Source organism: Thiomonas arsenitoxydans (genome assembly GCF_000253115.1).
Taxonomy (GTDB): domain Bacteria; phylum Pseudomonadota; class Gammaproteobacteria; order Burkholderiales; family Burkholderiaceae_C; genus Thiomonas; species Thiomonas arsenitoxydans.
This window is the reverse complement of the sequence record NC_014145.1, coordinates 1453134-1466544: the sequence shown is the minus strand read 5'-3', so window position 1 is coordinate 1466544 and position 13411 is coordinate 1453134. Positions and strand designations below refer to the sequence as shown.

The 13411-nt window shown below is 65.0% G+C and carries 12 protein-coding genes; 3 read left to right on the top strand and 9 right to left on the bottom strand.

All coding sequences use genetic code 11. The annotated features are described in order from the left end of the window. The 7 genes from flhF to fliO are packed head-to-tail and all read right to left on the bottom strand — an operon-like array spanning position 1 to position 6990. Positions 1–1473, bottom strand: coding sequence for a flagellar biosynthesis GTPase FlhF (gene flhF / locus THI_RS06740; protein WP_013105499.1), 1473 nt, complete (start codon positions 1471–1473; stop codon positions 1–3). A 17-nt stretch (positions 1474–1490) separates the two neighbouring features. Further along, the gene (gene flhA, locus THI_RS06735; protein WP_013105498.1) at positions 1491–3593 is read right to left on the bottom strand and encodes a flagellar biosynthesis protein FlhA; all 2103 of its coding nucleotides are present in this window, start codon (positions 3591–3593) and stop codon (positions 1491–1493) included. 5 nt (positions 3594–3598) lie between these two features. After that, positions 3599–4720 carry a flagellar biosynthesis protein FlhB gene (gene flhB / locus THI_RS06730; RefSeq protein ID WP_013105497.1) on the bottom strand — a complete coding sequence of 374 codons (1122 nt, stop codon included), beginning with the start codon at positions 4718–4720 and terminating at the stop codon, positions 3599–3601. Positions 4721–4738: 18 nt separating this feature from the next. After that, positions 4739–5533, bottom strand: a complete 795-nt coding sequence (fliR, locus tag THI_RS06725; protein ID WP_013105496.1) for a flagellar biosynthetic protein FliR — start codon at positions 5531–5533, stop codon at positions 4739–4741. Positions 5534–5550: 17 nt separating this feature from the next. Further along, on the bottom strand, positions 5551–5826 hold the full coding sequence (gene fliQ, locus THI_RS06720) for a flagellar biosynthesis protein FliQ (RefSeq protein ID WP_013105495.1): 276 nt from the start codon (positions 5824–5826) through the stop codon (positions 5551–5553). 13 nt (positions 5827–5839) lie between these two features. Beyond that, positions 5840–6607, bottom strand: coding sequence for a flagellar type III secretion system pore protein FliP (gene fliP, locus THI_RS06715; RefSeq protein ID WP_013105494.1), 768 nt, complete (start codon positions 6605–6607; stop codon positions 5840–5842). After that, positions 6604–6990: a flagellar biosynthetic protein FliO gene (gene fliO / locus THI_RS06710; RefSeq protein ID WP_013105493.1), complete on the bottom strand. Its 387-nt coding sequence runs from the start codon at positions 6988–6990 to the stop codon at positions 6604–6606. Before fliO ends, fliP begins: the two co-directional genes overlap by 4 nt. Before the next feature lie 185 nt (positions 6991–7175). Between fliO and THI_RS06705 the strand changes: the two genes are divergently transcribed. Then, positions 7176–7559 carry a YccF domain-containing protein gene (locus THI_RS06705; RefSeq protein ID WP_013105492.1) on the top strand — a complete coding sequence of 128 codons (384 nt, stop codon included), beginning with the start codon at positions 7176–7178 and terminating at the stop codon, positions 7557–7559. Positions 7560–7672: 113 nt separating this feature from the next. On the opposite strand, the gene THI_RS06700 is transcribed toward THI_RS06705, so the two are convergent. Beyond that, positions 7673–8338 (bottom strand): hypothetical protein, encoded by a 666-nt coding sequence (locus THI_RS06700; RefSeq protein WP_013105491.1) that lies wholly within the window; start codon positions 8336–8338, stop codon positions 7673–7675. A 33-nt stretch (positions 8339–8371) separates the two neighbouring features. Continuing rightward, positions 8372–9697, bottom strand: coding sequence for a UDP-glucose dehydrogenase family protein (locus THI_RS06695; RefSeq protein WP_013105490.1), 1326 nt, complete (start codon positions 9695–9697; stop codon positions 8372–8374). Between the two features lie 514 nt (positions 9698–10211). On the opposite strand from THI_RS06695, the gene THI_RS06690 reads away from it, so the two are divergent. Both THI_RS06690 and THI_RS06685 read left to right on the top strand, forming a co-directional pair. Further along, the gene (locus tag THI_RS06690; protein WP_013105489.1) at positions 10212–11939 is read left to right on the top strand and encodes a PHA/PHB synthase family protein; all 1728 of its coding nucleotides are present in this window, start codon (positions 10212–10214) and stop codon (positions 11937–11939) included. 23 nt (positions 11940–11962) lie between these two features. Then, entirely contained in the window at positions 11963–13405 is a 1443-nt protein-coding gene (locus THI_RS06685; protein WP_013105488.1) for a bifunctional enoyl-CoA hydratase/phosphate acetyltransferase, read from the top strand. The last annotated feature ends 6 nt before the right edge of the window (positions 13406–13411 follow it).

Sequence of the window (13411 nt, the reverse complement as noted above, 5' to 3'; positions counted from 1 at the left end):
TCAAGCGGTACGGGCGGTTATCGCACCAACAGCGGCGGCTAGCGGAGCAGGTGCGGAGTCGAAACGGGTCACGGGGTCGTGTTCCAGCAAAGCCGTGATCTTAGCCAGCGACGGCACATGAAGGTCTTCCGGCACGCGCTGGCCGTCGGTGTAGAACCATAGCGGCACGCTGCCCTCTACCAGCCATTGCAGCGCGGCGCCGAAGCTCGGGCTCTCGTCGAGCTTGGTGAGAATGGCCGCCGCCACCGGCAGACGGCGGTACAGCGACCACAGTTCTGCATAGGCCGAAGGCGCCAGCCCGGCGCCGACCACCAACAGACGGGTGACGCCCTCGCCCAGCGCCTGCAGCCATTGCATCTGCTCGGCCATCCGCGCGTCGCGCGGGCTCAGGCCGATGCTGTCGATCAGCACATAGCGGCGGTCGGCGAAGTCGCGCAGGTGTTGCTGCAGTTCCTCGCCATCGCGCGCCACCGCTACCGGCACGCCCAGAATGCGGCCGTAGATTTTGAGTTGTTCCACCCCGCCGATGCGGTAGGTGTCGGTGGTGATCAGCGCCACCGCCGCCGTGCCGTGGCGCAACACCAGACGGGCGGCGAGCTTGGCGATGGTGGTGGTCTTGCCAGCGCCCGTCGGCCCGACCAGGGCGTAAATGCCGGCCGCGGAAACCGGATCGGCCGCGACCTGCAGCCCCTTGCCGAGATAGGCGGCCAGCGCGCCGCGCAGGTTGAGGGCCTGGCTGCCGAGTTGCCGCGCCCGCGCGGTGGAGAAGCCCAGCGCCTGCAACTGCTCGCCCACGGGGGTGAGCGGCCCGGCGTCGGCCAGGCCCGACATCTGCGACTGCATCCACTGCCGCAAGTCCTGCAGTTCGTGCCGCATGGCGCCGAGTTCGTCTTTCGGCGCCATCGCTGCGGCAGGGTCGCGCATGCTGCGGTGGGCCGGGATCGCGGGGTCGGCCGCAGCGCCCGTGTGCGCTGTGGCGAGCGACGCGGCATCCTTCTGTTCCAGCGTGATCGGCGCCGCCTGCGCTGCGGCGCGCGGCACAGCGGTCGGCGCGACCGGCGCGGCTACGCGCGCCACGGCGGGCAAGGGTAGGTCGTCAGCGGGCTTTCGAGGGGCGCTGCCCTCCCCCTCCCAACCTCCCCCTCGGGTGGGGGAGGAGAGTTCGGCGCGTGGTGGCGACGCCTTGACGGTTTCCACTGTCCTTTTCCCCGAGACATCCCGCGGCTCGCTCCCTCCCCACTCGTGGGGAGGGTTGGGGTGGGGAGGGGTTTGCACCGCAGCCTTAGTACCCGCCCCCCCTTCGCCCGGCTCGTCCGACGGAAACCGGCTGGCGTCGAAGTCCACCGCCGCCATTAATTCGACGCCGCCGACGATTTCCCGATTCGACAGGATCACCGCATCGGCGCCGAGATCGTTGCGGATGCGGGTCAGCACCTCGCGGGTATTGGTACCGGTATAGCGTTTGATTTTCACGATTCAGACTCCAGCATTTACGCCCCCAGCGTGGCGGTGACCTTGACCTGTTTCTGGTCGGGAATTTCAGCATAGGACAGCACGCGCAGCCGCGGCGCGCTGCGCGCCAGCAGCCGGGCGAGAAACTGCCGCAGCGGCGCACTCACCAGCAGCACGCCGGTGGCGCCCTGCGCTTCCATGCGCTGCATCAAATCGCGCGCCTTGTCCATCAGGCGCTGCGCCAGCCCGGGTTCGACCGCGGCTTGTTGCGGGTCGGCGCGCAGGCTTGAAAGCAGAATCTGTTCCAGCTGCCCGTCGAGCACCGCAGCGGAGAGTTCCTGCCCATTGGGCGACAGACTTTGCACGATGTAAGCGCCCAGCGCCAGCCGCACGCGGGCGGTCAGTTCGTCGGTATCGCTCACCTGGCCCGCGTGTTCGGCCAGCACTTCGGCGATGGTGCGCATGTCGCGAATGGGCACGCCCTCGGTCAGCAGGTTCTGCAGCACCTTGCGCAGCCGGTCGGCGGAAATGAGCTTGGGCACCAGATCTTCCACCAGCTTGGGCGAACGCTTGGACAGATGCGCCAGCAGCCCTTCGACTTCTTCGCGCCCGAGCAGTTCGGCGGCATGGGTTTGCAGCAGGTGGTGCAAATGGGTGGCCAGCACCGTGCTGGGATCGACCACGGTATAGCCCAGCGCCTGCGCGCGGTCGCGCTGTTCCTTGTTGATCCACACTGCTGGCAGGCCGAAGGCCGGGTCTTTCGTCGGCGTGCCCTGCAGATCACCCATCACCTGCCCAGGGTTGATGGCCATGAGCAGATCGGGGAAGATTTCGCCGCTGCCCACATCCACCCCCTTGAGCGCGATGCGATAGCCGCCGGGCCGCAGTTCGAGGTTGTCGCGGATGTGCACCGAGGCGACGAGAAAGCCCATTTCCTGCGCGAATTTTTTGCGCACGCCACGGATGCGCCCGAGCAACTCGCCGCCCTGGTTGCGGTCGACCAGCGGAATAAGGCGGTAGCCCACGTCGAGCGAAAGCGTGTCGACCGGCTCGATCTGCTCCCAGCTCACTTCTTCCGGCTCGGCCGGCTCTGCGGCCGCAGGCGCGGCCTGCGCCAGCGCTGCGGCCTGCTTCTGCTTTTTGAGCTGCCACCACAACACGCCGCCCAGCACCGCCGCCGCGCCGAGAAACGCCAGATGCGGCATGCCCGGCACCAGACCCACCAGCCCCAGAATGCCCGCGGTGATGGCGAGCACGCGCGGCTGGTTGAACAACTGGCTGACCAGCTGCCGCCCCACGTCCTGCCCGGTGGACACATTGCTGATGACAATACCCGCGGCCATGGAGATGACCAGCGCCGGAATCTGCGACACCAGCGCGTCGCCGATAGACAGCAGGGTGTAGTTCTGCGCCGCCTCGCCCAGACCCAGGCCGTGCATGAACACGCCGATGATCAGGCCGCCGATCAGGTTGATGAACAAAATGAGAATGGCCGCCACCGCATCGCCGCGGACGAACTTGCTCGCGCCGTCCATCGCACCGTAGAAGTCGGCTTCCTGCGCCACGTCGGCGCGGCGCTTGCGCGCTTCTTCCTGGTCGATCAGACCGGCGTTGAGGTCGGCGTCGATGGCCATTTGCTTGCCCGGCATGGCGTCGAGGGTGAAGCGCGCGCTCACTTCGGCGATGCGCCCGGCACCTTTGGTGATCACCACGAAGTTGATCACCACCAGAATGGCGAACACGATGATGCCCACCGCGTAGTTGCCCCCCACGACGAACTTGCCGAACGATTCGATCACCGCCCCGGCGGCGCCCTCGCCGTTTTGCCCGTGCAGCAGAATGACCCGCGACGCCGCGACGTTGAGCGATAAGCGCAGCAGCGTGGTGAACAACAGCGCGGTGGGAAACGCGGCAAAGTCCAGCGGCCGGGTGAGATAGAGCGTGACCAGCATGATGATCAGCGACAACACGATGTTGAAGGTGAACAGCATGTCAAGGACGAAGGTGGGCAGCGGCACCACCAGCATCATCAGGATGAGCACCACCAGAATCGGCGCGGCGAGCATGCGCCAGTCCATGCGCTTGAGCAGTGCGCGCCAGGCCGGCATGACGGTCGGGGAGGAAGAAGGGGAAGTGGCCATGGGGCTTACTCGTTCACGACAAATTCAGCGGGAATTTCCCAGTCGTCGGGCTCTACCGCCCTCTGCGGGGCGGCGCGCAACTGAAACACATAGGCCAGCAGCAGCGCCACGGCGTTGTACAGCGCCACCGGAATCTCCTGCTCCAGTTCGGCGTGGTGGTAGAGCGCCCGCGCCAGCGGCGGCGCTTCGATCACCGGCACGTTGTGCTCGGCGGCCACTTCGCGAATGCGCGCGGCCACCCGATCGGCCCCGAGAGCCAACACCACCGGGGCGCGGTTCTTGCCCTCTTTGTAGGCCAGCGCCACGGCATAGTGCGTCGGGTTGGTCACCACCACATCGGCCTTGGGCACGGCGGCCATCATGCGCTTGCGGGCGCGCTCGCGCTGCAACTCGCGCATCTTCTGCTTGATCTGCGGATTGCCCTCGCTTTCGCGCATTTCGTCCTGCAGGTCCTGGCGGCTCATCTTGAGCTTTTTGTTCATCTGGAACAACTGCCACGGCACATCAACGGCCGCCACCAGCAGCGTGCCCGAAGCCATCCACAGAAAAGCGCGGGCGGTGATCTGGCCGAGCTGCATCTGCGCCAGTTGAGGCTCCACCTGCAGCAGGCCGAGCAGCTCGCCGCGCTCGTTCCAGATCACGATGCCCGCGATCACCGCGATCACAATGGCCTTGAGCAACGCCTTGCCCAACTCGCCCAGCCCGGTGATGGAAAACATGCGCCCGATACCCTTGACCGGGTCGAGACGGCTGAAGTCCGGCGCCAGCGCCTCGGTGCTGAACACCCAGCCCCCCATGGCCACTCCGCCTGCCGCACTGGCCACAAAGGTCAGCGCCAGCACCGGCGCCAGCACGATGAGCCCAAGCACCAGCACTCTGCCTGCGGCCTGCAACATGGCTGCGGGGTCTTGGGAGGCGCTGGCAGAAACGGTCAGCCCGGTCTGAAGCAGCTCACGCCCCATGTCGTAGAACCATCCGCCAGCGGTGTACACCACGGCCGCCATGCCGAGCAGCAGCAGACTGGAGGTGAGGTCGCGCGAGCGCGCCACCTGCCCCTTTTCGCGCGCCTGCTGCTTGCGCTTTTGCGAGGCGGGTAATTCCTTTTCCTGGGCGCTGTCTTCAGCCATGTCTTGCTCCCGTCGCGCCTAGCGCGCCCCGCCCTGCAGCAACACCTGGCCAGACAGGCTCAGACCCACATCCACCAGATGCTGCACCACGTTCTGCATCACCGGCATCACCAGATACAGCGCCAGAAAACCCATGATGAAAAACATCGGAAAACCCACGGCGAACAGATTGAGCTGCGGAGCAAGCTTGGTCAGCACGCCCAGCCCGAGGTTGGCGATGAGCAGCACCCCGATCACCGGCGCTGCCAGCGCCAGTCCCAGGCTGAAAATGGCGCTGCCGCCCTGCTGCGCCAGGGTGAACCAGGTCTGCGCGGCCAGCCCCAGATTGGGAGCGACCGGCAGCAGGGTGAAGCTGCGCGCAATCACCGCCAGCAAAATGAGGTGGCCGTTGACCGCCAGAAACAGCAGCATCGTGACCATATTGAGAAAGCTCGCCAGACTGGTGACCTGCACGCCCTGCACCGGGTCGAACAGGGTGGCAAATCCCATGCCCATCTGCAGACCGATCACGCTGCCGGCGAACATCACCGCGCTGAGAATCAGGGTCATCGACAGGCCGATGGCCCCGCCGACCAACAGTTGCTGCAACAACAACATCCACGCCGTCGCCGTGCCGAACTGCACCGGCGGCATGGCAGGCAAGGCCGGGGCAATGGCCACGGCGATGAGCACCGCCAGACCGACGCGCACCATCGTGGGCAGGCTGCCCATACTGAATACCGGCGCCAGCGACAGCATGGCCAGCACCCGCACGAACGGCCAGAAAAACGCGCCGATCCACGTCTCGATCTGGATGCTGGTGAAATGAATCATGTCGGTGCGCAGCGCGATCAGCCGCCGTTGAGCAGATGCGGAATGCTCTGGAACAGGCGGATGGTGAAGTCCATCATCACATGCAACATCCACGGCCCGGCAATCACCCCGGCCAGCCCCATCGCCAGCACCTTGGGCACGAAGCTCAGGGTCATTTCGTTGAGCTGGGTGGCCGCCTGAATCAGGCTCACCACCAGGCCGACGACCAGCGCCACCCCCAGCAGCGGCAGCGCCACGAGAAAAGTCACCCACAGCGCCTGCTGCGCGATGGTGGTAATGGCTTCTGGAGTCATGTCGTCCTCGAAGTCAGTGAATGAAGCTCTGCATCAGCGAGCCGATCACCAGTTCCCACCCGCCCACCAGCACGAAAAGCATGAGCTTGAGCGGAAACGACACGGTGACGGGTGAGAGCATCATCATGCCCATCGACATCAGCACCGCGGCCACCACCATGTCGATGATCAGAAAGGGAATGAAGATCACAAAGCCGATCTGGAAAGCGGTCTTCAGCTCCGAGGTCACGAAGGCCGGAACCAGCAGGCTCATGGGCGTGTCTGCGGGCTTGTCCAGTGCCTTGTGTCCCGAGAGCTTGACGAACAGCGCCAGGTCTTCCTGCCGGGTCTGCCCCAGCATGAAGGTGCGCAGCGGCGCGGCGCCCATTTGCAGCGCCTGCTGCATGGTGATCTGGTTGTCCATCAGTGGCTTGATCGCCACGTCATTCACCTGATTGAGCACCGGGCTCATAACGAAGAAGGTGAGAAACAGCGACAACCCGACGATGACTTGGCTGGGCGGCACCGTGGTCGTACCCAGCGCCTGCTTGAGCAGCGACAGCACGATGATGATGCGGGTGAACGCCGTCATCATCAGCAGCATGGCCGGCAGGAACACCAGCGCGGTCATGAACAGCAGGGTCTGCACGCTCAAGCTGTATTCGGTGCCGCCGCCCGCTGCCGGGCTGGAGGTGAACGCGGGCAACACCTGCGCGCTCGCCCACAGCGGTAAGAGCAGCAAGGCGGCCGCCAAACCGCGCGGCAACCAGCGCGAGGGCCGCAGCAAGTGCGCACGCTTCATGGCTTGGCCTTTCCGCGCTGCTCAACAGCGCGTCGCAGCCAGTCAGGAAAGGTCGGCGGCAGTGCGGCGCCCAAGCCCTGCCCTCCTGCTGGCGGCTGCAATTCGACGGGCGTGCTCAGCACATGCAGACAGGCCAGCCCCTGCGCGCTCGACCCCAGCAGCAGTTGCTGCTCACCCACCTGCACCAGCAGCAGACGCTCGCGCGGCGCCAGGCTCAGGGTAGCCAGCACCCGCATCGGGCCGCTGGGCGTGCGCAGGCCAGTCTGAAAGCGTTTGAGCAACCACAGCGCGGCAACCAACACCACGATGACGACGACCAGACCACCGAACACGCGCAGCAGTTCGGTCCAACTCAGCGGATCGGGTAAGGCAGAGGGCGACATGGCGGCGACGATTTCCTGACGTTTGCACGTCCTGCCGTCGGTCGATTGACGCCAAAGCGGGAAAAACCCCCGTCTGCTTCACCTCAACCCGTCATGCGGCAGGACTTCTGCCCCTGTCATTGCAATCCGCGGGCCAAGGCCGCATGTCACGCAAAATACCCCTGTTTCCTCATCCAAGGACTTTCATGCGACTGATCGGCAACATTCTCTGGTTCATCCTCGGCGGCTTTGTCATGGGCCTGGCCTGGTGGTTTACCGCGCTGATCTGCGCCATCACCATCATCGGCATTCCCTGGGCGATTGCAGCCTTCCGCATCGGCACCTTCAGCTTCTGGCCCTTCGGCCGCAAAGTGGCGGACAAACCCGCGGGCACGCTGGGCAGCGGCATCGGCGCCCTGGGCAATCTGATCTGGGCCATCCTGTTCGGCTGGTGGCTGGCGCTGGGGCACCTGGTTTCGGCCGTGCTATGCGCCATCACCATCATCGGCATCCCCTTCGCCCTGCAGCACATCAAGCTGGCCGGGCTGGCGTTCTTCCCCTACGGCAAGGAGATCGTGCCGATCTCCTGAGAGATATCTGGCAGGGGCCGCCTATCGCCGAAAGTTACGCAGAAACGAATTCCCAGCGGAAAAAATCGGCTGCTTGTGGTGCCTACAGTAAAAGTCATTGGCGCTGCGCGGCTTTATCGCGTAGCGCCAATGACTTGATGGATTAAGCGGTCGTCGGTAAATTGCACGGACTTCACCGCTTGAATTACCGCTTCGATCTCCCCGATACCGCCCCAAGCAAGAGGGACGACAAACATATTGGCTGGCGCCATGAGCGAGAGGAATTGATCAGTAAGCCGCTGAAGAGGAAGCGCGGAAATGGGGTTCCGGTTATTCAGCCCGACGCCCTGAATGTGGGCAAGTTTCCAGCCGTACTTGTTGACGTTGAACCTTCTTGCAAGTCTGCAATGGTATTTGGCGACGGTTCTTTCCGCAGCATTCTGAATCATAGCGACGGGGATTGCATCTTTTTCTAGAAGCGCTTTGATGTCTTGAGGCGATGGGCATTCGCCATTTGTTGCCATGACGTATGCCCAGTGGGCGGGGCTGTTGTCACAGGGAACAAGGGAGCGACCAGATGGGTGAGAAATAACGGAACCGCGGTTGTTGGCGTGTTTGCGGACAAACAAAGGCAAGTCGTCAGCAGCTACCCATGCAGTCAACAATTCAGACCAATGCGCAATGGCCTTGGCAGAAGGACAAGGACGAGACGGGCTATTCGCCCAAGCCCGACCGAAGCAATCAATCAACTCGGCAAGCTCAGGCGGAAGAATCTCAGGACAGTGTGCGAGTTCGTTCATCCCAAGACGGCAAACGCTAAAGTAATCGGGTAGTCAGCCGCGACCGATGCCGTAGTAACGCAGGCCCGTGCTGCGCACGAACTCCGGGTCCCAGATATTGCGGCCGTCGAACACCACGCGGTCGCGCAGGGTGGCTGCCAGAGAGGTGAAATCGGGCGAGCGGAAGGCATGCCATTCGGTGATGACGACTAACGCATCCGCCCCGCTCAGCGTGGCGCGGGCGTCGGCGGAAAACTCCAGCGCGGGATGCTCGGGCAGCAGGCGCCGCGCCATTTCTACCGCAACCGGGTCCCAGGTCTGCACTCGCGCACCGGCCTGCAGCAGCGCGGTGATGAGGTCCAGACTGGGCGCGTCGCGCATGTCGTCGGTGTTCGGCTTGAAGGCCAAGCCCCACAGGGCGATGGTCTTGCCAGCCAGCTTGCCCTGATAGTGGTCGCTGATTTTCTCGAACACCCGCAGCTTCTGCCGCTGGTTGACCGCCTCCACCGCCTCCACCAGTTCGGCGTGCAGCCCGAGTTCGCGCGCGGTGTGCGCCAGGGCCTTCACGTCTTTGGGAAAGCACGAGCCGCCATAGCCCGCGCCAGCGTAGAGAAAATGGCTGCCGATGCGGTGATCGACGCCGATGCCTTTGCGAATCTGCTCGATGTCCGCCCCCACCGCTTCGGCGATGCGGGCGAGTTCGTTCATGAACGAGATGCGCGTAGCCAGCATGGCGTTGGCGGCGTATTTGGTGAGTTCGGCGCTGGCGGCGTCCATCACCATGATTTTTTCGTGATTGCGGTTGAACGGCCGGTACAGCTCGCGCATGGTGGCGATGGCCTGCGGGTCGTCGCTGCCCAGCACGATGCGGTCGCCGCGGGTGAAATCTTCAATGGCGGAACCTTCCTTGAGAAATTCCGGATTGCTCACCACGCCTAGGCGATGGCTCACCCCGCGCGCCGCCAGACCGGCTTCGACCAGCGCGCGCACCTTGGGAATGGTGCCCACCGGCGCGGTGGACTTCTGCACCACCACCAGCGGTCCGGTCATGGCGCGGCCGATTTCCGTGGCGGCGCCTTCCACCTGAGACAGATCGGCCTGACCATTGGGCAGCGACGGCGTGCCCACCGCTATGAAGCACACCTGCGAACCCGGCAGCCCTTCGGCGATGCTCGGGCTCAAGGTCAGACGGCCCTGCTCGATGTTGCGCCGCACCAGATCGCTCAGACCCGGTTCGTAGAACGGCACTTCGGCCCGGTCGCGCAGTGCAGACAGGCGCTCGGCATCGCGCTCGATGCAGGTGACCTGATTGCCCACATCGGCAAAACACGCAGCGGTCACCAGACCCACATAACCCGCTCCTATGACTGTGACGCGCATAACCGGCTTTCTCGTAATTTCATGATGGAGTGCTATTTTGCAGGAAGTGTTTCGCCAGCGGCGTGACAGAACGGCGTGGCGCATTGCATCTGCGTGTTGCATCTGCATACCCCGCCGACTTGATGCGGATCAAGTGCCATGCTGCACTGCGACATTCAAATGGAATGATCTGTCAAGGAGAAGCGATATGAGCCCACCCCGAAAACCAGCGCTTCGCTCGGCTCTCCCCTCGAAGGGCCAGGAACCATTAGGGCGGCCCGGCGAGTTTCCTAAGAGCCAGATCCCAGCTCCAAGCCGCAAACCGCGCAAATTGCGCACTACCGCCCCGGCAACTGCCACGACGCCCTTGCCAGTGAAACAAGCCGTGAACAAGGCCGCCGAATCGCCGCCCGTGGCCGCCGCCAATGCCGTAGCCGACGTTCAGGCTGGCGCGCTGGGTGCAATCGCACCGACTAGCATCCCTCTGCCTCCCGCCGATGCGCAGGCGCTCACCCCGCCCGACCACGAGCAAGCCATGCGCGAACTGATCGACCGGGCGCTGCACGCTCTCACGGCCAAGGCCACGCTCGGTCTGTCGCCCGCCGCGCTCGGCCTGGCCTTTGCCGACTGGGGCATGCACATGGCGGCCTCGCCCGGCAAGCAGGCCAGCCTCGCCGCACAGGCGCTGGAGATGCAGGGGCGATGGCTGCGCTACGCCGCCGAATTGGGCACGCACGCCCTGCGCGCCGACCGCACCCCCTGCCCCGACTGCGTCGCCCCCACCCCCAACGACCGGCGCTTCAGTGCGGCGCAGTGGCAGCAGTTTCCGTTCAACCTGCTGGCCCAGCGCTTTTTGCTGCGCGAACAACTCGTCGATGCCACCGCCCACGGCGTGCGCGGCGTGTCGCCGCATCACGAGCAGGTGGTGGCCTTCATGGCGCGTCAGTGGATGGACATGCTCTCGCCCAGCAACTTTTTCTGGACCAACCCCGAAGTGCTGGAGCGCACCCTGAGCAGCGGCGGCGCCAATTTGGCGCAAGGCCTGCGCAACTGGCTCGACGATGCCCAGCGCATGCTCGACAAACGCCCGCCCGCCGGGGTGGAGCAGTTTCGCCCCGGCCACGAGCTGGCGGCGACCCCGGGCAAAGTGGTGCTGCGCAACCGCCTGATGGAACTCATCCAGTACAGCCCGACCACGCCCACGGTGCTGGCCGAGCCGGTGCTCATCGTGCCGGCGTGGATCATGAAGTACTACATCCTCGACCTGTCGCCGCACAACTCGCTGGTGAAGTTTCTGGTCGATCAGGGCCACACGGTGTTCATGCTGTCGTGGAAAAACCCGGGCGCGGACGAACGCGATCTGGGCATGGATGACTATTTGCACCTCGGCCCCTTTGCCGCGCTCGATGCGGTGACTTCCATCCTGCCCGGCCGCAAGGTGCACGCCGCAGGCTACTGCCTGGGCGGCACCCTGCTGTCCATCGCAGCCGCAGCGCTGGCGCGGCGCGGTGATGAACGTCTGGCCAGTGTCAGCCTGTTCGCGGCGCAGACCGACTTCACCGAAGCCGGCGAACTCACCCTGTTTACCGATGAGAGCCAGATCAGTTTTCTCGAAGACCTGATGTGGTCGCAGGGCTATCTCGACACCACCCAGATGGCCGGCACCTTCCAGATGCTGCGCTCGTCCGACCTGATCTGGTCGCGCCTGATGCGCGATTACCTCATGGGCGAGCGCGCGCCGATGAACGATCTCATGGCCTGGAATGCCGACGCCACCCGCATGCCCTATCGCATGCACAGCGAATACCTGCGCAAGCTCTACTTGCGCAACGCCCTGGCCGAAGGGCACTACGCCGTCGATGGCCGCCCGGTCGCGGTGGAAAACGTGACGGCGCCCTGGTTCGTCGTCGGCACCGAGACCGACCATGTCGCACCGTGGAAATCGGTCTACAAGATCCATCTGCTGGCCGACTCCGAAGTGACCTTTGTGCTCACCAGCGGCGGACACAACGCGGGCATCGTGAGCGAGCCCGGCCATCCACGCCGCCACTATCGCTGGGCGCTGCACCCCGGCGGTCGCCCTTACATCGACCCGGCGCATTGGGTGCAAATAGCGCAGGCCGAAGAAGGCTCCTGGTGGCCGCGCTGGGAGCAATGGCTGGTGGCCAAAGGCAGCGCGCAGCAAGTCGCGCCGCCCGCCTGCGGCAGTGTGGACTATCCCCCGCTGGCCGAAGCGCCCGGCGAGTATGTGCTGCAGCGCTGAACTCACTCTACGAGACTCTACTCATGACCGACACGATCTGCAACCGCACCTTCGACGAAATCTCCCTGGGCGACTCCGCCACCCTGCAGCGCACCCTCACCCGGGCCGACATTTCCACTTTTGCCGTGATGTCGGGCGATGCCAACCCCTCGCACGTCGATGAGGAGTTTGCCCGCAGCACGCCGTTTCACCAGGTGGTGGCGCACGGCATGTGGAGCGGCATGCTGCTGTCCAACCTGCTCGGCACCGAACTGCCGGGGCCGGGCACGGTGTACGTCGATCAATCGTTGTCGTTCGACCACCCGGTGATGCTGGGCGACACCGTGACCGCCTCGGTGACCGCACGCGAAAAATTGACCGAGCGCCACCAGATCCGCTTCGACTGCAAGGTGGTCAACCAGCGCGGCGAAACCATCGCCTCCGGGCAGGCACTGGTGCAGGCGCCCACGCAAAAAATCTGCCGCCCGCGCACCCATCTGCCGCAACTGCATCTGGTCGATCCGGGCCAGCGTCTGCTCGCGCTGGTGAGCAAAGCGCGCGAGGGCTGCAAGGGCCTCAAACCCATGCGCGTGGCCGTGGTGCATCCGGTGAACGCAGTCTCCATCCAGGGCGCGATCGACGCCGCCCAGGCCGGGTTGATCGAACCCGTGTGGATCGGCCCGGAAGCCCGTATCCGCGCGGCGGCAGAGGCCGCGGGCATCGACCTCTCGCCCTGGCAACTCATGTCCACCGAGCACAGCCACGCCGCCGCCGCGCTGGCGGTCGAACTGGCACGCAGCGGCAAGGTCGGCGCGCTGATGAAAGGCGCGCTGCACACCGACGAATTGATGCACGCCGCCTTCGACGCCCAGACCGGCCTGCGCACCGGCCGTCGCGCCAGCCATGTGTTCGTCATCGACGCCCCGGCGGCCGACCGGCTGCTGTTCATCACCGACGCAGCGATCAACATCGCTCCGGATCTCGACACCAAGCGCGACATCGCGCAAAACGCCATCGAACTGGCGCAGGCGCTGGGCGTCGAAACGCCACGCATGGCCATTCTCGCCGCGGTGGAGACCGTCAATGCCAATATGGCCGCCACGCTGCACGCCGCCGCACTGTGCAAAATGGCCGACCGCGGGCAGATCACCGGCGCCATTCTCGACGGGCCGCTGGCCTTCGACAACGCGCTGTCGCTGGCCGCCGCCAAGACCAAAGGCATCAACTCGCCGGTAGCCGGTCTGGCCGACATTCTGCTCACGCCCGATCTGGAGTCGGGCAATATGCTGGCCAAGCAACTCGAATACCTCGGCGGCGCGACCATCGCCGGGCTGGTCATCGGCACCCGCGTGCCCATCATCCTCACCAGCCGGGCCGATGGCGTGGAAGCCCGGCTCGCCTCCTGCGCCCTGGCCGTGCTGCAACGCCAGGCCCTGCTCAGGGCCGCGGGCCAGATGGGCACGATCGACGCCGCGACCCACGCGTAAAGAGAA